The organism is Streptomyces sp. NPDC004629, assembly GCF_042873595.1.
Classification (GTDB): Bacteria; Actinomycetota; Actinomycetes; order Streptomycetales; family Streptomycetaceae; genus Streptomyces.
Window position 1 is genome coordinate 223,695 of record NZ_JBIALO010000002.1, and the last position, 19,830, is coordinate 243,524.

18 protein-coding genes and 3 pseudogenes are annotated in these 19,830 nt (G+C 72.7%); 11 read left to right on the plus strand and 10 right to left on the minus strand.

What is annotated here, in order from left to right; genetic code table 11:
- Positions 1 to 99: 99 nt before the first annotated feature.
- Positions 100 to 2,577, plus strand: a complete 2,478-nt coding sequence (locus tag ACFYTE_RS03950) for an ATP-dependent Clp protease ATP-binding subunit (protein WP_388704519.1) — start codon at positions 100 to 102, stop codon at positions 2,575 to 2,577.
- A 15-nt stretch (positions 2,578 to 2,592) separates the two neighbouring features.
- On the opposite strand, the pseudogene ACFYTE_RS03955 reads toward ACFYTE_RS03950, so the two are convergent.
- Positions 2,593 to 3,444, minus strand: a pseudogene (locus ACFYTE_RS03955) (MsnO8 family LLM class oxidoreductase); the annotation flags it as partial.
- Between the two features lie 399 nt (positions 3,445 to 3,843).
- Positions 3,844 to 3,936 (minus strand): annotated as a pseudogene (locus ACFYTE_RS03960) (dodecin family protein); the annotation flags it as partial.
- 307 nt (positions 3,937 to 4,243) lie between these two features.
- Here ACFYTE_RS03960 and ACFYTE_RS03965 point away from each other — a divergent pair.
- Positions 4,244 to 5,440, plus strand: a complete 1,197-nt coding sequence (locus tag ACFYTE_RS03965) for an extracellular solute-binding protein (protein ID WP_388705164.1) — start codon at positions 4,244 to 4,246, stop codon at positions 5,438 to 5,440.
- A 30-nt stretch (positions 5,441 to 5,470) separates the two neighbouring features.
- Here ACFYTE_RS03965 and egtD read toward each other — a convergent pair whose 3' ends face one another.
- From egtD to egtA, 4 genes are read right to left on the minus strand one after another with little or no spacing between them, the layout of a single operon-like run.
- Entirely contained in the window at positions 5,471 to 6,433 is a 963-nt protein-coding gene (gene egtD / locus ACFYTE_RS03970; protein ID WP_388704521.1) for an L-histidine N(alpha)-methyltransferase, read from the minus strand.
- Positions 6,430 to 7,206, minus strand: coding sequence for an ergothioneine biosynthesis protein EgtC (gene egtC / locus ACFYTE_RS03975; RefSeq protein ID WP_388704524.1), 777 nt, complete (start codon positions 7,204 to 7,206; stop codon positions 6,430 to 6,432). The genes egtD and egtC overlap by 4 nt, the downstream gene beginning before the upstream one ends.
- Positions 7,206 to 8,522, minus strand: coding sequence for an ergothioneine biosynthesis protein EgtB (gene egtB / locus ACFYTE_RS03980; protein ID WP_388704526.1), 1,317 nt, complete (start codon positions 8,520 to 8,522; stop codon positions 7,206 to 7,208). Before egtB ends, egtC begins: the two co-directional genes overlap by 1 nt.
- Positions 8,519 to 9,862, minus strand: a complete 1,344-nt coding sequence (gene egtA, locus ACFYTE_RS03985; RefSeq protein ID WP_388704529.1) for an ergothioneine biosynthesis glutamate--cysteine ligase EgtA — start codon at positions 9,860 to 9,862, stop codon at positions 8,519 to 8,521. Before egtA ends, egtB begins: the two co-directional genes overlap by 4 nt.
- A 277-nt stretch (positions 9,863 to 10,139) precedes the next feature.
- On the opposite strand from egtA, the pseudogene ACFYTE_RS03990 reads away from it, so the two are divergent.
- Positions 10,140 to 10,402, plus strand: a pseudogene (locus ACFYTE_RS03990) (TIGR02452 family protein); the annotation flags it as partial.
- Positions 10,403 to 10,495: 93 nt separating this feature from the next.
- Here the strand turns inward: ACFYTE_RS03990 and ACFYTE_RS03995 are convergent.
- Positions 10,496 to 10,942 (minus strand): type II toxin-antitoxin system PemK/MazF family toxin, encoded by a 447-nt coding sequence (locus ACFYTE_RS03995; RefSeq protein WP_388704532.1) that lies wholly within the window; start codon positions 10,940 to 10,942, stop codon positions 10,496 to 10,498.
- A gap of 98 nt (positions 10,943 to 11,040) precedes the next feature.
- The gene (locus ACFYTE_RS04000) at positions 11,041 to 11,541 is read right to left on the minus strand and encodes a MarR family winged helix-turn-helix transcriptional regulator (protein ID WP_388704534.1); all 501 of its coding nucleotides are present in this window, start codon (positions 11,539 to 11,541) and stop codon (positions 11,041 to 11,043) included.
- A 212-nt stretch (positions 11,542 to 11,753) separates the two neighbouring features.
- Here ACFYTE_RS04000 and ACFYTE_RS04005 point away from each other — a divergent pair, with 212 nt between their 5' ends.
- Both ACFYTE_RS04005 and ACFYTE_RS04010 read left to right on the plus strand, forming a co-directional pair.
- On the plus strand, positions 11,754 to 12,971 hold the full coding sequence (locus ACFYTE_RS04005) for a cytochrome P450 (protein WP_388704537.1): 1,218 nt from the start codon (positions 11,754 to 11,756) through the stop codon (positions 12,969 to 12,971).
- A 32-nt stretch (positions 12,972 to 13,003) separates the two neighbouring features.
- Positions 13,004 to 13,210: a ferredoxin gene (locus ACFYTE_RS04010; protein WP_388704539.1), complete on the plus strand. Its 207-nt coding sequence runs from the start codon at positions 13,004 to 13,006 to the stop codon at positions 13,208 to 13,210.
- Positions 13,211 to 13,781: 571 nt separating this feature from the next.
- Here ACFYTE_RS04010 and ACFYTE_RS04015 read toward each other — a convergent pair.
- A complete protein-coding gene (locus ACFYTE_RS04015) occupies positions 13,782 to 14,228 on the minus strand; it encodes an ATP-binding protein (RefSeq protein ID WP_388704541.1) in 447 nt (148 codons plus the stop codon).
- A 310-nt stretch (positions 14,229 to 14,538) separates the two neighbouring features.
- Here ACFYTE_RS04015 and ACFYTE_RS04020 point away from each other — a divergent pair, with 310 nt between their 5' ends.
- The 5 genes from ACFYTE_RS04020 to ACFYTE_RS04040 all read left to right on the plus strand — a co-directional run bounded on the left by ACFYTE_RS04020 (position 14,539) and on the right by ACFYTE_RS04040 (position 18,164).
- Positions 14,539 to 15,411 carry a helix-turn-helix domain-containing protein gene (locus ACFYTE_RS04020; RefSeq protein WP_388704544.1) on the plus strand — a complete coding sequence of 291 codons (873 nt, stop codon included), beginning with the start codon at positions 14,539 to 14,541 and terminating at the stop codon, positions 15,409 to 15,411.
- Positions 15,408 to 15,659: a DUF397 domain-containing protein gene (locus tag ACFYTE_RS04025; protein ID WP_388704547.1), complete on the plus strand. Its 252-nt coding sequence runs from the start codon at positions 15,408 to 15,410 to the stop codon at positions 15,657 to 15,659. The genes ACFYTE_RS04020 and ACFYTE_RS04025 overlap by 4 nt, the downstream gene beginning before the upstream one ends.
- 43 nt (positions 15,660 to 15,702) lie before the next feature.
- Entirely contained in the window at positions 15,703 to 16,512 is an 810-nt protein-coding gene (locus ACFYTE_RS04030; RefSeq protein WP_388704549.1) for an SAM-dependent methyltransferase, read from the plus strand.
- Positions 16,513 to 16,632: 120 nt separating this feature from the next.
- Entirely contained in the window at positions 16,633 to 17,046 is a 414-nt protein-coding gene (locus tag ACFYTE_RS04035) for a VOC family protein (RefSeq protein ID WP_388704552.1), read from the plus strand.
- Positions 17,047 to 17,138: 92 nt separating this feature from the next.
- Positions 17,139 to 18,164: an alcohol dehydrogenase gene (locus ACFYTE_RS04040; RefSeq protein ID WP_388704554.1), complete on the plus strand. Its 1,026-nt coding sequence runs from the start codon at positions 17,139 to 17,141 to the stop codon at positions 18,162 to 18,164.
- A 64-nt stretch (positions 18,165 to 18,228) separates the two neighbouring features.
- Here the strand turns inward: ACFYTE_RS04040 and ACFYTE_RS04045 are convergent, their stop codons facing one another.
- Entirely contained in the window at positions 18,229 to 18,906 is a 678-nt protein-coding gene (locus tag ACFYTE_RS04045) for a PepSY domain-containing protein (RefSeq protein ID WP_388704556.1), read from the minus strand.
- A 149-nt stretch (positions 18,907 to 19,055) separates the two neighbouring features.
- On the opposite strand from ACFYTE_RS04045, the gene ACFYTE_RS04050 reads away from it, so the two are divergent.
- The gene (locus tag ACFYTE_RS04050; protein WP_388704558.1) at positions 19,056 to 19,742 is read left to right on the plus strand and encodes a response regulator transcription factor; all 687 of its coding nucleotides are present in this window, start codon (positions 19,056 to 19,058) and stop codon (positions 19,740 to 19,742) included.
- The last annotated feature ends 88 nt before the right edge of the window (positions 19,743 to 19,830 follow it).

A 19,830-nucleotide genomic window follows, 5' to 3' on the forward strand; every position in this document is an offset into this window, starting at 1 on the left:
TTCGCATCTCGGCCGGGCGCCGTCGTACGGATGCATGAGTGTCCGCTGTGTGCCAGTTTGGACGTAGGTATGCCTGCCGCCGCAGAAAGGCCCGCGAGGATGACTACTCCCGGATTCGGATTCGGACGCAGCCCCTTCGAGGAATTCGACGAGTTGATGTCCCGCTTCTTCGGCGGGACCGGTCGGGCCGCGCCCGCCCGGCGGGTCCAGCGGGTCGACATCGGCAGCCTGCTGTCGGAGCGGGGCCGCGAGCTGGTCGCTCAGGCGCGGGACATCGCCGCGGCGGAGGGCAGCGAGGACCTGGACGCCCGGCATCTGCTGGCCGCCGCCACCGAGCACGATTCGACCCGGCGCCTGATCAGCGAGGCCGGCGCGGACCCCGACGGCGTCCGGGAACGGCTCGGCACCGCCGCGGGCAGCGGCGAGAAGAGCGAGCCCGCCACCCTGACCCCGGCGGCCAAGCGCGCCCTGCTCGACGCCTACCGGCTCTCGCGCGCCGAGGGCGCCTCGTACATCGGCCCCGAGCACCTGCTGCGGGCGCTCGCCGCGAACCCGGAGTCGGCGGCCGGCCGGGTGCTGGCGGAGAGCGGCTGGGAGCCGACCCGGATGCCCGCGGAGAGCGTCGCCGAGCGGCGCAGGCCCAGCAACACGCCGACCCTGGACGAGTACGGCCGTGACCTCACCGAGGACGCCCGGGCGGGCCGCCTCGACCCGGTGATCGGCCGCGACGACGAGGTCGAGCAGACCATCGAGGTGCTGTCGCGGCGCAGCAAGAACAACCCGGTCCTCATCGGCGACCCCGGCGTCGGCAAGACCGCCATCGTGGAGGGGATCGCCCAGCGCATCGCCGCCGGGGACGTGCCCCAGACCCTCAAGGACAAGCGGCTGGTCTCCCTGGACCTGGCCGGCCTGGTGGCCGGGACCAAGTACCGCGGCGAGTTCGAGGAGCGGCTGAAGAAGCTGCTCGACGAGGTCGGCGAGCACGGCGACGAACTCGTGCTGTTCCTCGACGAGTTGCACACCGTCGTCGGGGCCGGCTCAGGCGGCGAGGGCGCCCTGGACGCGGGCAACATGCTCAAACCCGCCCTGGCCCGCGGCGAGCTGCATCTGATCGGCGCGACCACGGTGGACGAGTACCGCAGGCACATCGAGAAGGACGCCGCCCTGGAGCGCCGCTTCGCGCCGATCCTGGTCGGCGAGCCCACCGTGGACGACACCGTCGAGATCCTGCACGGCCTGCGGGACCGCTACGAGGCCCACCACCAGGTGCGTATCACCGACGAGGCGGTCGTGGCGGCGGCCGAGCTGTCCGACCGGTACATCACCTCCCGGTTCCTGCCCGACAAGGCGATCGACCTGATGGACCAGGCCGCCGCCCGGGTGCGGCTGCGCGCGAGGACTCCGCTCGCCGACACCCGGGACGTCGAGGACCGGATCGCCGCGCTCAACCGGGAGAAGGACCAGGCGGTCGCCGACGAGGAGTACGAGCGCGCCAAGGAACTGCGCGACCGGATCAAGGAAGCCGAGACCGGGCTGGCCGAGGCCGCCAAGGCGCAGGAGCGGACCCCCGAGGTCACCGCCGAGGACATCGCCGAGGTCGTCTCCCGCACCACCGGCATCCCCGTGGCCCAGCTCACCGAGGAGGAACGGGAGCGGCTGATGCGGCTGGAGGAGCACCTGCACGAGCGGGTCGTCGGCCAGGACGAGGCGATCACCGCCGTCGCGCGCGCCGTCCGGCGGGCCCGCGCGGGCATGAGCGACCCGAACCGGCCCGTGGGCAGCTTCCTGTTCCTGGGCCCGACCGGCGTCGGCAAGACCGAGCTGGCACGCGCCCTGGCCGCCGCACTCTTCGGCGACGACAACCGCATGATCCGCCTCGACATGAGCGAGTTCCAGGAGCGGCACACCGTTTCCCGGCTGGTCGGCGCCCCGCCCGGATACGTCGGCCACGAGGAGGCCGGCCAGCTCACCGAGGCGGTGCGCAGACAGCCGTACGCGGTGCTGCTGCTGGACGAGGTCGAGAAGGCGCACCCGGACGTCTTCAACACGCTGCTTCAGTTGCTGGACGACGGCCGGCTGACCGACTCCCAGGGGCGCACGGTCGATTTCAAGAACACGGTCGTCATCATGACGTCGAACATCGGCGCCGACCGGATCCTGGCCGCCGGCGTCGAGGACTACGCGAAGGTCCGCGAGTCGGTGATGCCGGTCCTGCACCAGCACTTCCGGCCGGAGTTCCTGAACCGCATCGACGAGATCATCGTCTTCCGCGGCCTGGACCGCGCCCAGCTGCGGCAGATCGTCGACCTGCTCCTTGAGCACACCCGGCGCCGGCTGCATGCGCAGGAGGTCGGCCTGGAGGTCACGGACGAGGCCGCCGCGCTGCTCGCGAACATCGGTCATCAGCCGGACTTCGGGGCCCGCCCGCTGCGCCGCACCATCCAGCGCGAGGTCGACGACCGGCTCGCCGACCTGCTGCTGTCCGGCGGGCTGGCCCCGGGCGACCGGGCCGTGGTGGACGTGGCCGACGGCTCGGTGACGGTCCGCGCCGACAAGCCGGCGGCCATGCAGGGCTGACGGCCGCGCCGGAGATCACGCGGGCGCGGTCGCGGGGCGCACGATCCGGGCCAGGCGCCGGTAGGAGTCGAGCAGGGCCGCACGGTCGTAGGTGCTGGTCGTGACCAGGACCTCGTCGGCCCCCGTCTCCTTGAGCACCGTCTCCAGTTCGTGCTCGACCCGGTCCTCGGTGCCGGCGATGTGGCCGGCCAGGGCGGACTCGTAACAGCCGCGTTCCTTCGCGGTCATGGCGCGGGCCGCCACGGCCTCGGCCGGGAGCAGCGGAGGGAAGGTGCCGTGCGTGCGGGAGTACGCCATGGACCAGGCCTCCGGGACGAGGAGCCGCCGCGCCGCCGCCTCGGTGCCGGCCACCGCGATCGTGCCCGAGATCACGACGTAGGGCCGCGACGCCCACGGCGAGGGCCGAAAGCCGGTCCGGTACGCGTCGATGCCGCGCAGCATCCGCTCGCGGCCGCGCAGATCGCCGATGACCAGGGGCAGCCCGGCACGGGCCGCGATGCCGGCACCCTCGCCCATGGCGAGCACGAACGGCGGCACGCGCAGCCCCTCCGCCGGGCGGGCGTGCGCCCCGGTAGGTGAGCCGCCGCGGAACCAGCCGAGCAGCTCGCCGAGTTGCGCCGCGAAGTCCTCGGCGGCGTCCTTGTCACGCCCGAGGGCCTTGCGGACCCCGTCGGTGAAGCCCACGGAGCGGCCGAGGCCCATGTCGATCCGCCCCGGAAACAGCGACTCCAGGACGCCGAACTGCTCGGCGACGACCAGGGGTTGGTGGTTGGGCAGCATCACACCGCCGGTGCCGACCCGGATCGTGCGGGTCGCGGCGGCCACGGCCGCGGCCAGCACCGTCGGCGCGGAGCCGGCGACGTTTGGCCGGCGCCGGCCTTGGCCGTCGGCAGCGGGTGGCTTGAGCGTCGTTGGGGTGTGCGGGTGGGTTGTGGCTGTTTGCGCAGTTCCCCGCGCCCCTGAGCCCGCGGCGCCGGATCACTCCAGCGCCGTCGGGGGGTGCCGGTTGTGTGTGGTTGCTCGCGCAGTTCCCCGCGCCCCTGAGCCCCGAGGGTCGGATCACGCCAGGGCCGTTGGGGTGTGCGGGTGGGTTGTGGTTGCTCGCGCAGTTCCCCGCGCCCCTGAAGGGGCGCGAGCAACCGCACTCGGTCCGCAGGCTGGCTAAGGTGGGGCGGATGACGGACAGGAGTGGGCGGCCGGTGGCCGTGTTCGATCTTGACAACACGCTCGCCGACACCGCGCACCGGCAGCGGTTTCTGGAGGGCAGGCCGCGCGACTGGGACGCATTCTTCGCCGCTGGTCGACGCCTTCGTGCGAGGTGCCGACGATCTCGGTGACCCGGTAGGTGTGGTGGGACATGCGTGCTCCTCTCGGCCCTGGCTGCGCGACGCGTGCCCCGCGGCCGGTGTGGCACGCGTCACTCCACCGTGCCGTATGCGGCGGTTGGGCGCGAGGCGTCGCATCCGTTCCTCCGGGTCGGACTTGACCCTCGCATTGGTCCATACCAAAATCGGCACACCCGTACGAGCCACCGCTCGTCCCCCCACGTCGGGCCCCTTCCCCCTGTCCGTCAGACAGAACAGGACCCCTCGTGAGACAGGTTCCGGCGCGACGCCGTCTGCTCGCCCTCTGCTGTGCGTCCGCCTTCCTCGCCGTCGGCTGCGGCATGCTGCCGGGCGGCAGCGAGCGCCACACGGTCACCGTGTGGCTGATGAAGGGAAGTGCCTCGCAGAAGTTCCTGGACCGCTTCAGCGAGGACTTCGAGCGCGACCACGAGGACATCCGCGTCGAATTCCGCATCCAGGAATGGACCGGAATCGTCGACAAGGTGCACAAGGCGCTCAGGGCGGACTCCGGTACGGGCCCCGACGTCATCGAGGTCGGCAACACCCAGGTCTCGCAGTACGTCGAGGGCGGCCGGCTGACCGACCTGTCGCTGGAGTCGATGCGCGACTGGGACAAGCGCCACTGGTTGCCCGGCCTCGCCGAACCCGGCCAGGACGGCTCCCGCCAGTTCGGCATCCCCTGGTACGCCGCCAACCGCGTCGTCATCTATCGCAAGGACCTGTTCGAGCAGGCCGGCATCAACCGGCCGCCCAGGACCCGCGACGAGTGGCTCGCGGACACCGAGCAGCTCAACTCGGACGGCAACCAGGGCATTTACCTCGCCGGCCAGGACTGGTACACGCTCGCCGGCTTCATCTGGGAGGAGGGCGGGGAACTCGCCGAGGAGACGGACGGCCTGTGGCAGGGCACCCTGGACACCCCGGACGCGCTGCGCGGCATGGACTTCTACCGCCGGCTCCAGGCGCTCGGGGCGGGCCCCGTCGACGCCGACGAGGAACACCCGCCGCAGGCCGGCGTGTTCGCGGACGGCAAGGTGGCGCAGATCGTGGCCGTGCCCGGGCTCACCCAGTCCATCCTCCAGCAGAACCCCGAACTCAAGGGCAAGCTGGGCTACTTCCCGATGCCCGGCCGGACCGCCGACCGGCCCGGGTCGGTGTTCACCGGGGGCTCCGACCTGATCGTGCCGCAGAACACCGACGACCAGGACGGGGCCGTGGCCGTCGTCGCCGCGCTCACCGGCGCCAAGTGGAACACCGAACTGGCCCGCACCATGAACTACGTGCCCAACAAGACGACCCTGGCGAGCGCGGTCGACGGCGCGGAGGGGGTCGCCGCCATGGCGGCCGGCGCCGCACACGGCCGGGCGACCCCCAGCACACCGCAGTGGACCGCGGTCGAGGCCGACAACCCGATCAAGGAGTACATGACCCGGGTGCTGGGCGGCGCGGACCCGCAGACCGAGGCCCGCCGCGCCTCCGAACGGATCACGGAGGCGCTTGCCCCGGGCCTCGGGTGAGGTCGCCGCACCGTCCCACCGCTCGCCGTCTCAGCGTGCTGTGCTCAGCGACAACGCGAAGCGGCCCTCCGTGTCGGTCCACCAGTGGGTCAACTCCAGTCCCGCGACGGCCAGTTCCGCGGTCACCCCGGCCTCGCGGAACTTCGCCGACACCTCGGTGCGCAGTTCCTCGCCCGCCGCGAAGTCCACGGCGAGGTCCAGCGCGGGGACCTTCACCGTCTGGGCCGTGCGGGCACGCAGCCGCATCTCGATCCACTCGTTCTCCGCGTCCCACAGCGCCACGTGGTCGAACGCGTCAGGGTCGAAGTCGGCGCCCAACTCGCGGTTGACGACGGCCAGCACGTTCTTGTCGAACGCGGCCGTCACCCCGGCCGCGTCGTCGTACGCCCGGACCAGGGTCCGCTCGTCCTTGACCAGGTCCGTGCCGAGGAGCAGGGCGTCGCCCGGCGACAGCAGACGCCGCACCGAGGCCAGGAAGACGGCCCGTTCGGCCGGCAGCAGATTGCCGATCGTGCCGCCGAGGAAGGCCAGCAGCCTCGGGCCGGGCGTCCGCGGCAGGCCAAGCCCGGCCGTGAAGTCCGCGATCAGGGCGTGCACGGCGAGCCCCGGCCGTTCCTCGACGAGGGCCTGGCCGGCCCCGACGAGCGCGCTCTCGCTGACGTCCACGGGGACGTAGACGCGCAGGGCGGTGAGGGCGTCCATCAGATGCCGGGTCTTGTCCGAGGAACCCGAGCCCAGTTCGACCAGGGTGCGGGCCCGGGTCGCGGCGGCGATCTCGTCGGCCCGGGCGAGCAGGATCTCCCGCTCGGCGCGCGTCGGGTAGTACTCGGGCAGTTCGGTGATCCGCTCGAACAGCTCGCTGCCCCGCGCGTCGTAGAACCACTTCGGCGGCAGCGTCTTGGGGCTGTCGGTCAGGCCGCGGCGGACGTCGGCGCGCAGCGCCGCGTCCGTGGCGTCCTCCGGGAGGGTGCGGGTGACGTGCAGGGAAGTCACGTGCAAGGCTCCTTAGGGGCGGGTGCCGGGTCCTTGAGCGAGCTGAGCCGGACCTCGGCGCGGTCCGCCCTGAGCAGGGTGCGGTCGGGCACCTCCCGCCAGCGCGGATCGTCGTCGTACGGCTCGGAGGCGACGACGGTGCCGCCGCCCGGCCCGGTGCGGTACCAGAGGGTGTCGCCCCAGGCGGTGGCCAGCAGGCAGGCGCCGTCGGTCAGCAGCAGGTTGAGCCGCGAGGCCGGTGCCGCCTCGGCCAGCTCGCGGACCGTGCCGGCCAGCGCCCGGCCGGGGTCCTCGCCCGCGCGCAGCCGGTGCAGCAGCAGCGCCCAGACGAACGCCGAGTCGGTGCGCGCCTCAAGCGACAGCATCTCGACCGGCGGCAGACCGGGGACCAGCGGCGCCGCCGCCGCGGGCCACCCGGCCACGGCGCCGTTGTGGCTGAACAGCCAGCGGTCGCCGGCGAACGGCGCCGCCGCTGCCGCACCGTCCGCGCCCGGCAGGGTGGCGTCGCGCACCGCGGCGAGCAGCGCGCCGGTGCGCACGACCCGGGCCAGGTCGGCGAAGGACGGATCGGCCCAGATCGGCCCGGCCTGCCGGTAGCGGGCGGGCACCGGGTCGCCCGGCGCGTACCAGCCCACCCCGAAGCCGTCGGCGTTGACCGTCCCGTACCGCTGCCTTCGCGGTGCCCACGACTGCCGGTACAGGCCGTGCGGCGGGTCCACCAGGAGCCGGCCGAGCGATTCCTCGGGACCCAAGTAGGCCAGGTGCCGGCACATCAGACGTCTCCCGAGCGGGCGGTGCGGAACCCGGCGAAGATCTGCCGCCGTATCGGGTAGTCCCAGTTGCGGAACGTGCCCCGGCAGGCCACCGGGTCCACCGCGAAGGAACCGCCGCGCAGCACCTTGTGGTCGGACCCGAAGAACACCTCCGAGTACTCCTTGTACGGGAACGCGGTGAAGCCCGGGTAGGGCAGGAAGTCGCTCGCCGTCCACTCCCAGACGTCGCCGATCAACTGGTGTACGCCCAGCGGCGACGCGCCGGCCGGACAGCTGCCGGCCGGGGCCGGCCGCAGATGGCGCTGGCCCAGGTTGGCGTGCTCGGGCGCCGGGTCGGCGTCGCCCCACGGGTAGCGCGTCGAGCGGCCCTGGACGGGATCGTGCCGGGCGGCCTTCTCCCACTCCGCCTCGGTGGGCAGCCGCCGCCCGGCCCAGCGCGCGTACGCGTCCGCCTCGTACCAGCACACGTGCAGCACCGGTTCGTCGGGCGGTACGACCTCGGTGACGCCGAAGTGCCGGCGCAGCCACTGCCCGCCGTCGCGGTGCCAGAACAGCGGCGCGACGATGCCGTGCCGGCGGATGTGCTCCCAGCCCGCGGGTGCCCACCAGCGTTCGTCGGTGTAGCCGCCGTCCTCGATGAACTCCTGGTACGCGGCGTTCGTCACCGCGGCGGTGTCGATGTGGAAAGGCGCCACCTCACGCCGGTGCGCGGGTCGTTCGTTGTCCAGCGCCCATGGCTCGGTGGAGGTGCCCATGGTGAACGGACCCCCGGGGACCAGGACTTCGGCTGGTCCGTCGAACGGCGGCGCCGGGGCCGGGTCAGGCGCGGTCAGGGCCGCTGGCCCCGTGCGGAGCTGATGGGTGATCAGCATGGTCTCGTCGTGCTGCTGTTCGTGCTGCGCGATCATCCCGAACGCGAAGCCCGCCTCGGTCAGCCGGCTGCCGCGGAACACGGTGCTCTCCAGCAGGTCGAGGGCGTGGCCGCGCACCTCGGCCGCGTACCGGCGGGCCTCGTCGGGCGGCAGCAGCGGCAGCGTGGGACGTTCGGCGCGCGGGTGCTCGAAGGCGTCGTACAGGCTGTCTATTTCAGGGCGCATCGCCTCCCGCCCGCCGACCGCCCGCAGCAGCCACAGCTCCTCCTGGTTGCCGATGTGGGCGAGGTCCCACACCAGCGGGGACATCAGCGGCGAGTGCTGCGCGACGAGGTCGGGCTCCTCGACACAGCCGGTCAGCAGGGTGGTGCGGGTCCGGGCCCGGGTGAGCGAGGCCAGCGCGCGGTCGCGGACGGCCTCGCCGTCCATCTCGGGGGCGGTCATGCGGGGAAGTCCTTCCCATGGGCGGGATGCGCGTTCACCGTGCGGAGCCGGGTCCGCCCGTCCGGGGCGCGCAGTGCGTCGAGCAGGTCGTCGGCGGGGCAGCGGCCCCGGCGGACATAGCGGTCGTGGTACGCCGCGACGGCGTCCATGACCTCGGTGGTGGCGCCGAGCCGGGGCAGGGCCTCAAGGGCCGCCGTGAAACAGCCGACCGCCGCCTCGTGCAGTTCTGGGTCGCCGAGGCCGGAGCGTGCCGCGTCCAGCCACAGCGGGTTGTGCGGCGCGGGCAGCGCGAGCGAGCGTTCGGCCAGGGGTTTCACGGCCCGATAAGCGGTCTCGGCGGCCTGCGGGTCGTCGAAGAGCGCGGTCGTCACGGCGAGCGGCACGATCCAGCCGTCCTCGCCGGGCTGCGCGTCGATCATGCGCAGCTCCAGGTGGCCGCGTGGTCTGACCGGCGGGAACAGGGTCGTCAGATGGTAGTCGAGGTCCTCCCGGGTGGGCGCCCGGGGCGTGCCGGACCGGGTCCAGTCGCGGAAGCTGAGCCCGTCGGGGACCGTCCACGGGCCACCGTCCCGGCGTACGCACATCACCGGCGCGTCCAGGACGTGCCGGGCCCAGGCGGCACGCGGCTCGCCGCGCAGCGGGGGCGCGCCGGCCCGGCCCGGCCCGATCTCCATCCACAGCAGTTGCCGCGTGGAGAGCCAGCCGGTGGGCCGCCGCCCGGTCAGCGGCGAGTTGGCGAACGCGGCCACCAGGACCGGGCCCAGCTGATGCGCGAGCCACCAGCGGCGCCCGTGGCCGAGCGGTCCGGGCTCCTCGTGGCCGGCGTCCAGGCACACCTGGACGGACGCCGAGGCACACATCATGTGTCGGCCGGCCGGACCCGTCCGGTCGAGGCATGCCTCCATCGCGTCGTAGCGGGGTTCGCGCAGGAAACGGCGCGGCGGGTGCCAGGGGTCGTGGCCGAGGCCGACCAGTTGGAGGCCGTCGCGGCGCAGGGTCGCGCGGACGGCGTCGAGATCGGCGGAGACGGTGCCGATGCACTCCATCAGCGAGGCGGCGGGCGGCGAACTCAGCTCCAGCTGGCCGCCGGGCTCGATGGTGAGCGCCGACCTCAGGGGCACGGACCGCAGTGCGGCGTAGGCCGCTTCGAGTCGTTCGGGTGTCACGGGGAGCTGCGGCGTGCGCAGCTCGTGGACGAGCCATTCCACTTCCACGCCGAGGGTGCGCGGCGGGCCCGTCTTGAAACAGATGCCGCGGACGAGCGCTTCGACCTCGGCCTCGGTGAGGGCGGTACGGGACGCCGTACAGTCGCTCGCCGAAGCGGTAGATGCATCCGACATGTCGGGATCCTCCTGAGATTCCACCATGCCACCGGCCCGGATTCCGGTGAGGCCGGGCGGGACTCGTCCCACCCAAGACCCTGGGAGCGAATCACACAAGGGTGCGCAACCGGACGTTCCGGATCGGTCACCTCCGTTTCCGTGGGCGTTTCCAGCACGTTCCCGGGCCCGGGGAAACCCCGTTGCACCGCAGCACCAGCATCACCCACGATGCGGGTATGAGCACGGCGGGGGAGAGCGCACGGCGCGCGTTCAGGACGCCCACGGGGGTGGCGGCGTGAGCGCGCGCCTGCGTGCGACGGCGCGGCAGACGGAGCAGATCGTGGCGGCCGGGGCCGATCGCGCACCCGCCGGACAATCGCCTCCGCACTCCCTCAAGCTCTCAACGTCGTTCGAGCAGGGGGGTACCCCCATCCGGGTGGCAGATACCTCAACGGCGCGCAGGCCCAGGAGGAGGCCCTGTGCCGCGCCTCCGCGCTGTACACCTGTCTGCTGCGGGCCCCGGAGTTCTATGCGCACCACCGCGCCCACCGCGACCCGTTGGTGCGGGGCTCGGTGCCGGAGCGCGCGGGCGCCCTGCCGCACGCCGGAGGCCGTGGTGCGGAACGCCTTCGCGCGGGTGCTCGGGGCGGCTCAGTGCCAGCCGTAGCGCTCCCGCAGTCGGTGCACCACCAGGTTGAACCGCATCCGGTCCAGGGCGCACGCCTCCCGGCGCATGCCCTCCTCGTGCAGCCGCAGCACCCGGTCCACGTCCACCCAGGAGTCCCGCCCCGAGCGGTCCCACGGCCCGCTGCCGATCGGCACCCATTCCCGGTCGCCGTCGTGCCGCTTGCTCGACAGCTGCACCGCCAGCAGGGTGCCGGCCGCCTCGCGGGCCACGACCAGCACCGGCCGGTCCTTGCCGCGACCGTCGTTCTCCTCGAACGGCACCCAGGTCCACACGACCTCCCCGGGGTCCGGGTCGCCGTCGTGCGCGGGCGCGTACTCGGTGCGCACCCGGCCCACCCCGCGGGGGTCGGCCTCGGTGGTGGCGGAGAGACCGTGGCGGCCCGGGACGTCTTCATCGGTAAAGGCAGTCACGGGGGAACCCTAGAGGGTCCCTGCGCAGCATGCGCGTGGGGCCGGACCTGGTCCGCTTCTCGGTGAGCCGCCGGGTCCGGTGACCCGGAATCCCGCTGTCAGGACAGTTCGTCGGCGACGGCGGCGGGTCGGGCGGAGTCGGTTCTGGGCCACGGGCGGTGGGTGAGTCGTTCGATGTCCGCGTTGAACTGACGCAGGTCCGCGATGAAGCGCCGCCGGCGTTCGGGTGCCCACTCGGCGACGACCCGGGCGAGACCGTCGGTCATGACCGCGCGCTGTACGGCCAGCCGCCGCAGCCCCTCCTCGGTGATCCGGTACTTGCGGGCCATCCCGCCGGCCGGGTCCGGCGTCCGCTCCACCAGCCCCTGCCGCAGCAGGGCGGAGGTCTGCCGGGTGAACGTCGACGCGGCGAGCCCGAAGGCCTCGACGAACTCCGGCACGGACATCGGACCCTGTGCCTCCAGCCTGCTGAGCAGCACATACGCGCTGCGGTCCAGCTCGTCGCCGCCGCGCACACCGCGGGGCGAGGGCATGTCCCGGTGGCGCGTCAGTATCAGCAACTCCCGCTCGATGCGTTCTGCTGCCTCTCGGGCATCCACGCCGATTCCTCCGTCCCCCCTGACCGTCGGCTCACCCTACGGTGAAAACACGCCATGTGAGGAGGACCGGGGAGTGCATCATGCACACTTGATGCATGATGCACGATGACAGTAGCGTCCCGTGCGTAACCGCATCCGCGTCTGTATCCGCGTCTGTGCGCCACGCCCCCACCCCCCGCCATGAATCTCCCACCCCCCACGAGGAGAACCAGATGCGCCCCGACGACCAGGTCCTTCGTCTGCCCCTGCCCACCGACAGCCCCCTGGAGCCCCCCGCCGCATGGGAGCGGCTGCGCCGGCAGTGCCCGGTGGCCACCGTCGAACTCCCCAGCGGCGACCGGGCGGCCTACCTGACCCGCTACGACCACGTCAAGGCACTCCTCACCGACGCACGCTTCACCCGGCCGAAGGCCGGGGACGGCGCCGCCCGCATCGCCCCCGAGGGCGTGGGCGGCCCCGCGGCCGACGGCGACGGCGCGCTGACCCTGCCGGACCGCGGCGAGCCCCATCAGCGGTGGCGGCGCCAGGTCGGCAAGTACTTCACCGCCAAGCGCATGACGGCGCTGCGCCCCGGGATGGTGCGCACCGCCGAACACCTGGTGGACGACATGATCCGGCGCGGCCGGCCCGGTGACCTCAAGGCCGGCCTCGGCTTCCCGCTGCCCGTCTACGTCATCTGCGACATCCTGGGCGTGCCCGCCGAGGACCGCGACCGCTTCTCCCACTGGTCCGACGCCTTCCTGAACGTCACCCGCTTCTCCGGCGAGCACACCAGGGCGGCGCATGACGATTTCATCGCGTACATGTCCGCCCACATCGAGGCGACCCGGGCGCGGCCCGGCGACGATCTGCTCAGCATGCTGATCAAGGAGAGCGAGCCGGACGGCCAGGGGCTGACCGACCAGGAACTCGTCGCCACCGGCATGGGCCTGCTGGTCGCGGGCCACGAGACCACCGCGAACATGATCGGCAAGATGGTCTCCATGCTGCTCGCCGACCGCAGCCGGTGGGAGCGGCTGCTGGCCGACCCCTCCCTGGTGCGCACCGCGGTGGAGGAGTCGCTGCGGTTCGACGCCAACCTCGGCTTCGGCATGCGGCGGCACCTCACCGAGGACATCGAGATCGACGGCGAGCTGCTGCCGAGCGGCACCACCGTCGTGTGCAGCATGCCCGCCGCCAACCGGGACGAGCGGGCCTTCGCCGACGCCGACCTGATGGACCTCACCCGGTCCCCGAACCCGCATCTGACCTTCGGCGCCGGGCCGCACTCGTGCCTTGGGCAGGCCCTGGCCCGCACGGAACTCCAGGTCGCCCTGGAGGTCCTGCTGCGCAGGCTGCCCACCCTGCGGCTGGCGGTGCCCGCCGAGGAACTGCCGCGAGTCCAGGGCCTCCTGGTGGGCGGACTGAGCGCCGTGCCGGTGGACTGGTGACCGGACCGCATCTGAAGGAAGGGGACCGCCCCATGAAGGTCAGCGTGGATCAAGACCGTTGCTGCGGTGCGGGGCAGTGCGTGCTGACCGCGCCCGAGGTGTTCGACCAGCGCGACGACGACGGCGTGGTCGTCCTGCTCGACGCGCGGCCCGCGCCGGACCGGCATGCGTCCGTAAGGGAGGCGGCGGCCGTCTGCCCGGCGGGCGCCATCACGGTGACCGACGACCCGAACACCTGAGCCGACCGGAGTACGGCACGCGGCGGCCCCGCCCGGTTCGACGCAACGGTCCACGCCCGCACCCGCGCCGCCCCACCGGTCGAGCGCACGCACGGCCCGTCGTTCGGCACCCAGAGGTACGGCGCTGTGCGGGTCGGCCCGGCGCCCGGTGGCGTCCCCGTGCCGGGTCCGGGGCGTCGTCGGTCGTACCGTCACCCCCGACGGCTCGGCCGATGGCGTGGGGCGCGGGTCCGGCGCTCCGCGGTGGTTCGGGTGGTCACTGGATGAGGCCGGACCGGCCGGGAAGGCCCCCCTGGGTTTCCGGCCTTCGGTCGTGGCATCGCTGTCGGTGGTGCGTTGTTGTACGGCACCCAGAGGTACGGCGCTGTGCGGGTCGGCCCGGCGCCCGGTGGCGTCCCCCGTGCCGGGTCCGGGGCGTCGTCGGTCGTGCCGTCACCCCCGACGGCTCGGCCGGTGGTGTGGGTGCGGTGCTGTGGTCGGGCTCCGGCCCGTTCCGTCACCGCCGGACTGCGCCGCGGCAAGGGCACCCCGGAACAGGTCGCCGCCCACCCACGCGCCCCCTCGCGTCCGGTCAGGCGTCGGCCCGTAGGTCCGCCCAGACCACCGTGCCCTCGGTCCGGGTCGACCGGTCGGATCCCCAGGCCGCGGCGAGCTGGTGGACCAGCAGCAGGCCCCGGCCGCCCTCGTCGCGGGGGCCGGGCCGGCGGCCGGCCGGACGGCGGGCGGTGCGGTCGTCGTCGTGCACCTCGATGCGCAGACACTCGTCGCCGGCCAGCGCTATGCCGCACAGGAAGCGGGTGCTGCCCGTGTGGATGACCGCGTTGGTGGTCAGCTCGGAGACGAGCAGTACGGCGTCGCAGCACAGGTCGCCGGGCACCCGCCAGGCGCACAGCCGCTCGCGCACGGTGTCGCGCGCCACCTTCACGCTGGTGCGCAGCGCCGGGAGGCTGAACCAGTGCTCACGGTGCGGCGCATGGGCGGCGTCGCGGTGGACGGTGGAGGTCGTGTGGGGGGTCACGGAGATCGCCTTCCAAGGGGGACGGGCGCGGGCGGGGCCGGTCAGCTACGGGAAACCCCATGGGCGAGGGGCGCGTTCAGGGGGTGACCCGTTGTCTTTCGAACGCCCTAGGCGTCAACCTCCGTCTGGTCGACAGAAGTTGACGGCACACCACGGCTGCGGCGAGTTCACTCACACGGTCAACTATGCTCGGCACTCACTTCATGCTGCAACCGACTCTCTGATAATTTCAGCGAGACGGTATCGGCCTGGCGTTCTCCTCAAGTCACTGTCAGACTCATGGGGGTGACGGTTCTTCAGGAGGTAGGACGTGAGCGAAGTCAGGTCCGGCACCGGCACCAGCGCCCCCACGGTCCTGCGTATGATCCTCGGCCGTCGCCTGCAGGACATGCGGCAACAGGCGGGCGCCTCGCTGGAGGACGCGGCCAAGGCGCTGCGCGTCAAGCCGCTGACGATCCGGCGCCTGGAGAAGGCCGAGGTCGCCCTCAAACCGCTCTACGTCGAGAAACTCCTGGAGACCTACGGGGCGGGGCGGCAGGAGATAGACGAGTTCGTCGCCATGGCCGAGCGGGCCAACGAGCCCGGCTGGTGGCACGCCTACCGTGACGTGCTGCCCAACTGGTTCACGGCGTACGTGAGTCTGGAGACCGGCGCGAAGACCCTGCGTACCTACGAACCCCACTACGTCACCGGTCTGCTGCAGACGCCCGCCTACGCGCGCGGCGTCCTGCGCGGCGGCATCCCCAACGGCAGCGACGAGGAACTGGAGCGCCGCGTCGACCTGCGGCTGCGCCGCCAGGGACTGCTGCAGAAGCCGGACGCGCCCACCCTGTGGGTGGTCATGGAGGAGGCCGTGCTGCACCGGGCGGTCGGCGGCCCCCAGGTGATGCGCGAGCAGATCGACCGGCTCCTGGAGGCATCCGAACTCGACCACGTCAGCATCGACATCGTGCCCTTCTCCGCCGGCGCCCACGTCGGGGCGTGTGCTCCCTTCACCTACTTCCGGTTCGAGGAACCGGAACTGCCCGACATCGTCTACAGCGAGATCCTGTCCGCCTCGATGTATCTGGACGAACGCGAGGACGTGGTCGCCCACCTGGAGGCGCACACCCGTATGTCGCTGCTGACCTCGTCCGAGGACAGCAAGGTGCTCTTGAACCGCATGCGCAAGGAGTACTCATGACCACCACCGACAACACTGTCTACAACGGGATGCCGGCCTCGGAGCTGGGCGAACAGGGTTGGGAGCGCCCGTGGAGCGGGCCCAACGGCGGTCAGTGCGTGGAGACGAAGCAACTCGCGGACGGCCGGGTCGCCTTCCGCCAGTCGACCGACCCGGCCGGACCCGCGCTGATCTACACCCCCGAGGAGATCAGCGCCTTCGTCCGCGGGGTCAAACAAGGCATGGCCGACCACCTCACGGTCGGCTGAACCGGCCTGCCGGTACACCGACGCACACTCCGAAAGGGACAGGATGAACAACAGCCACGCCGGCCGGGACCTGGACACCAGCAGGCCGCACTCGGCCCGGATGTACGACTACTACCTCGGCGGCAAGGACCACTTCGAGGTCGACAAGCGGGCCGCCGAGGCCGTCGCCGACGCCTACCCCGGGATCTTCGCGTGCGCCCGGGAGAACCGGGCCTTCATGCACCGGGCCACCCGGGTGCTGGCCCGGGAGCACGGCATCCGGCAGTGGCTCGACATCGGCACCGGCATCCCCACCGAGCCGAACCTGCACCAGGTCGCCCAGTCCGTGGTCCCCGAGGCCCGGGTGGTCTACGCCGACAACGACCCGCTCGTGCTCAAGTACGCCGAGCGTCTGATGCGCAGCACCCCGCAGGGCCGCACCACGTACATAGAGGCGGACGTCAACGACCCGGAGTCCCTGCTCGCGGCCGTGGAACTGGCCGAGGTGCTCGATTTCGAGCAGCCGGTCGCGCTGTCCCTGAACGCGCTGATGCACTTCATCACCGACGCGCAGGACCCGTACGGCATCGTGAACCGCTTCCTCGACGCCCTGCCCGCCGGCAGCGCGCTGGCCCTGAGCCACTGCACGCCCGACTTCGACCCCGCCACCTGGGAGAAGGTCACCGCGATCTACACCAACGCCGGGACCCCGGTGCAGTTCCGCGCCCAGAAGGAGGTCGCCCGCTTCTTCGACGGGCTCGACCTGATCGACCCGGGCATCTCCGTCGGCCACCGCTGGCGGCCCGCCGACGCGGCCGAGGCGCTCACGGACGCCGAGGTCAGCCTCTGGGCCGGCGTGGGCATCAAGGCGTAGCCCGGGGCGACGGTGGCGGGGCGACGGTGGCGGATCCGGGGGCGCCCTCGGCGGGCCGTTGCCGGTGGTCCGCGTTACGGTGCGAGCCAGTGACCACCCACTCACGTGCTGGAGGTTCCCATGGCCTCGCGCCTCAACCCCTACCTCAGCTTCAGCGGCGACGCCCGGCAGGCGATGGAGTTCTACCGGGACGTCTTCGGCGGCACCCTGACCGTCAGCACGTACGGCGAATTCGGGGAGCCGGAGGCCCCGGGCGCCGACCGCATCATGCACGCCATGCTGGAGACCCCGAGCGGATTCACCCTGATGGGAGCCGACGCCCCGGTCGGCCTCGACCACACGGTCGGCAACGCCTTCGCGGTGAGCGTGAGCGGCGACGACGAGAGCGAGCTGCGGGGCTACTGGGAGAAGCTGTCCGCCGGCGGCACGGTGTCCCTGCCGCTGGAGGAGCAGATGTGGGGCGATGTCTTCGGCATGTGCACGGACCGCTTCGGCGTGCCCTGGATGGTCGACATCGCCCAGCCGCGAAGCTGACCCGCCCGGCGCAGGTCCGCTCGGCGCGCGCGATCGGCGAGAAGCTGGTGTGCTGGTTCTCGGGGCCGTCGCACTCGTTCCCGGAGCGTCACATGAGCAGCTACACCGTCGCGCAGGTGCCCGCCGCGGGCGGATCGTTCGAGATCGTCGAGCGGGACCGGCCGCACCCGGGCCCCGGTCACGTCCGGATCGCCGTGGAGGCCTGCGGCGTCTGCCACAGCGATGCCTTCTTCGTGAACGCCGCCGTGCCCGGCGTACGGTTCCCGGTGGTACCCGGGCACGAGATCGCCGGGCGCATCGAGGAACTGGGCGAGGGCACGCGCGACAAGGGCTGGCGGGTCGGGGACCGGGTCGCGGTGGGCTGGTTCGGCGGCAGTTGCGGCCACTGCACACCCTGCCGGCGGGGCGACTTCATCGTGTGCGAGAACCTCAAGGTTCCCGGGTGGGCCTACGACGGCGGCTTCGCCCAGACGGTGGTCGCCCCCGTCGACGCCCTGGCCCGGATTCCGGAGGGCCTGGCCGCGACCGACGCGGGGCCCATGGCCTGCGCGGGCGTGACCACGTTCAACGGGCTGCGGCGCAGCTCCGGCCGGCCCGGTGACCTGGTCGCCGTGCTCGGCATCGGCGGCCTCGGCCACCTCGCGGTGAAGTACGCCGTCGCCATGGGCTTCGAGACCGTGGCCATCGCCCGCGGGGCCGAGAAGGCCGACCTCGCCAAGCGGCTCGGCGCCCACCACTACGTCGACAGCACGTCGGGCACGCCCGTCGCGGACGCCCTGCGCTCGCTCGGCGGGGTCAAGGTGCTGCTCGCCACCGCCGGCGACTCCGCCGCGATCACCCAGACCGTGGACGGGCTCACGCCCCGCGGCGAACTCGTCGTCATCGGGGCGTCGGACGAACCGCTCGGGATCAGCCCGGTCCAGCTGCTGATGACCGGCAGGGTGGTCCGCGGCCACCCCTCCGGCACCGCGCAGGACGTGGCGGACACCATGGCGTTCAGCGTCCTGCACGGGATCCGGCCGATGACCGAGATCGTGCCGCTGGACCGGGCCGACGAGGCGTACCGGAGGATGCTCTCCGGAGGCGCGCGCTTCCGGATGGTGCTCACCCCCGCCTGACCCCCACCACGACGCATCCGCGCCGCGCGGGTGGGGCCCGAGCGGGGCCTGTGGGGCGGGTCGGTCAGTCGTCGTCGCGGCTGTCGTCGTCTCCGTGGTCGTGGGCGCGGTCGTCGGCGTGGTCGTCGGCGCGGTCGTCGTCCCGGTGCGAGCCGCGCCGGTCGTGGCCGTCGGTGTGGGCGGCCCTGACCCGGCCGGTCGCGGCGTCGACGACGACCTCGTGCTCCGTGCCCTTGGCGTCGACCACGTCGATCTCCCAGACGGCCGTCCCGTCCGCGGCGTCATCGATCTCGACGGACGTCACGGTGCCGTTCACGGCGGCCAGGGCGGCCTTCAGCGCCCGGCCCAGATCGGTGCCGGCGCTCTTGACCGCGGCGGCGTCGTCACGGTCGTCACGCGTGCCGGTCGTGCTCGCGGTCACCCTGCGGTCACCCGCGTCGACGGTGACCTCGTGCCCGGTGCCCCGGGAGTCGACCACGTCGACCTCCCACACCGTCCTGCCGTGCTCCTCCTCCCGTTCGACCGCGGTGACCGTACCCGCGACGGATGTCACGGCGGCGTCCGCCGCCTGCTTCGGATCGACGGCGGACCCGCCGGTGCGGGCGCTGCCGTCGCGGTCGCCGCCGTCGGCGACGGCCACGCCGGTCGCGGCGCCGGCGCCGCCGAGCAGCACGGCCGCGGCGAGCACGGCGGTGACGGTGCGCCGACGACCGGTCGGCAGATGGCGATTGAGGGCCTTCATCGTGGGACGGTCCTTTCCTGAGTGCCGCGGCCCGCCGCGGCGGAGCGCCGAAGTCTCGGCCTGACGCGACCCACCCTGCGACAACGATCCTGAACGCACGCTGAAACAACCTGAAGATCGCTTCAGGTGCCGTCTGAGACCCTGTGCCCATGCGCCTGCTCATCGTGGAGGACGAAAGACGCCTCGCCGCCGCCCTGTCCCGGGGCCTGGCCGCCGAAGGATTCGCCGTGGACGTCGCCCACGACGGCGTCACCGGTCTTCATCTGGCGCGGGAGGGCCGCTACGACCTGATCGTGCTCGACATCATGCTGCCCGGCCTGAACGGCTACCGGGTCTGCGCGCGGTTGCGGGCCGCCGACGACCACACCCCGATCCTGATGCTCACCGCGAAGGACGGGGAGTACGACGAGGCCGAGGGACTGGACACCGGCGCGGACGACTACCTCACCAAGCCGTTCTCGTACGTCGTGCTCCAGGCACGCATCCGCGCCCTGCTGCGCCGCCGCGCCCGCCACGGCGCCACGACCCTGCGCATCGGGGACCTGACGGTCGACCCCGACGCCCGCCGCGTCGACCGGGCGGGCACCGAAGTGCCCCTCACCGCCAAGGAGTTCGCGGTGCTGGAACACCTCGCCCGGCACGCCGGACAGGTCGTGTCGAAGGCGGACATCCTGGCCGGCGTGTGGGACTTCGCCTACGACGGGGATCCGAACATCGTCGAGGTCTACATCAGCGCCCTGCGCCGCAAGATCGACGTGCCGTTCGGGCGGCGGTCGATCACGACCGTGCGCGGCGCCGGATACCGGCTGGAAGCCGGTGGCGGCCGGCATGCCTGAGCGCTCCGCTGGAAATTCCGGGATGTGCCGTCGGTCGTCTGCGGCACCATCGTGGCCGGTCGGGCAGTTCCCCGCGCCCCTTCAGGGC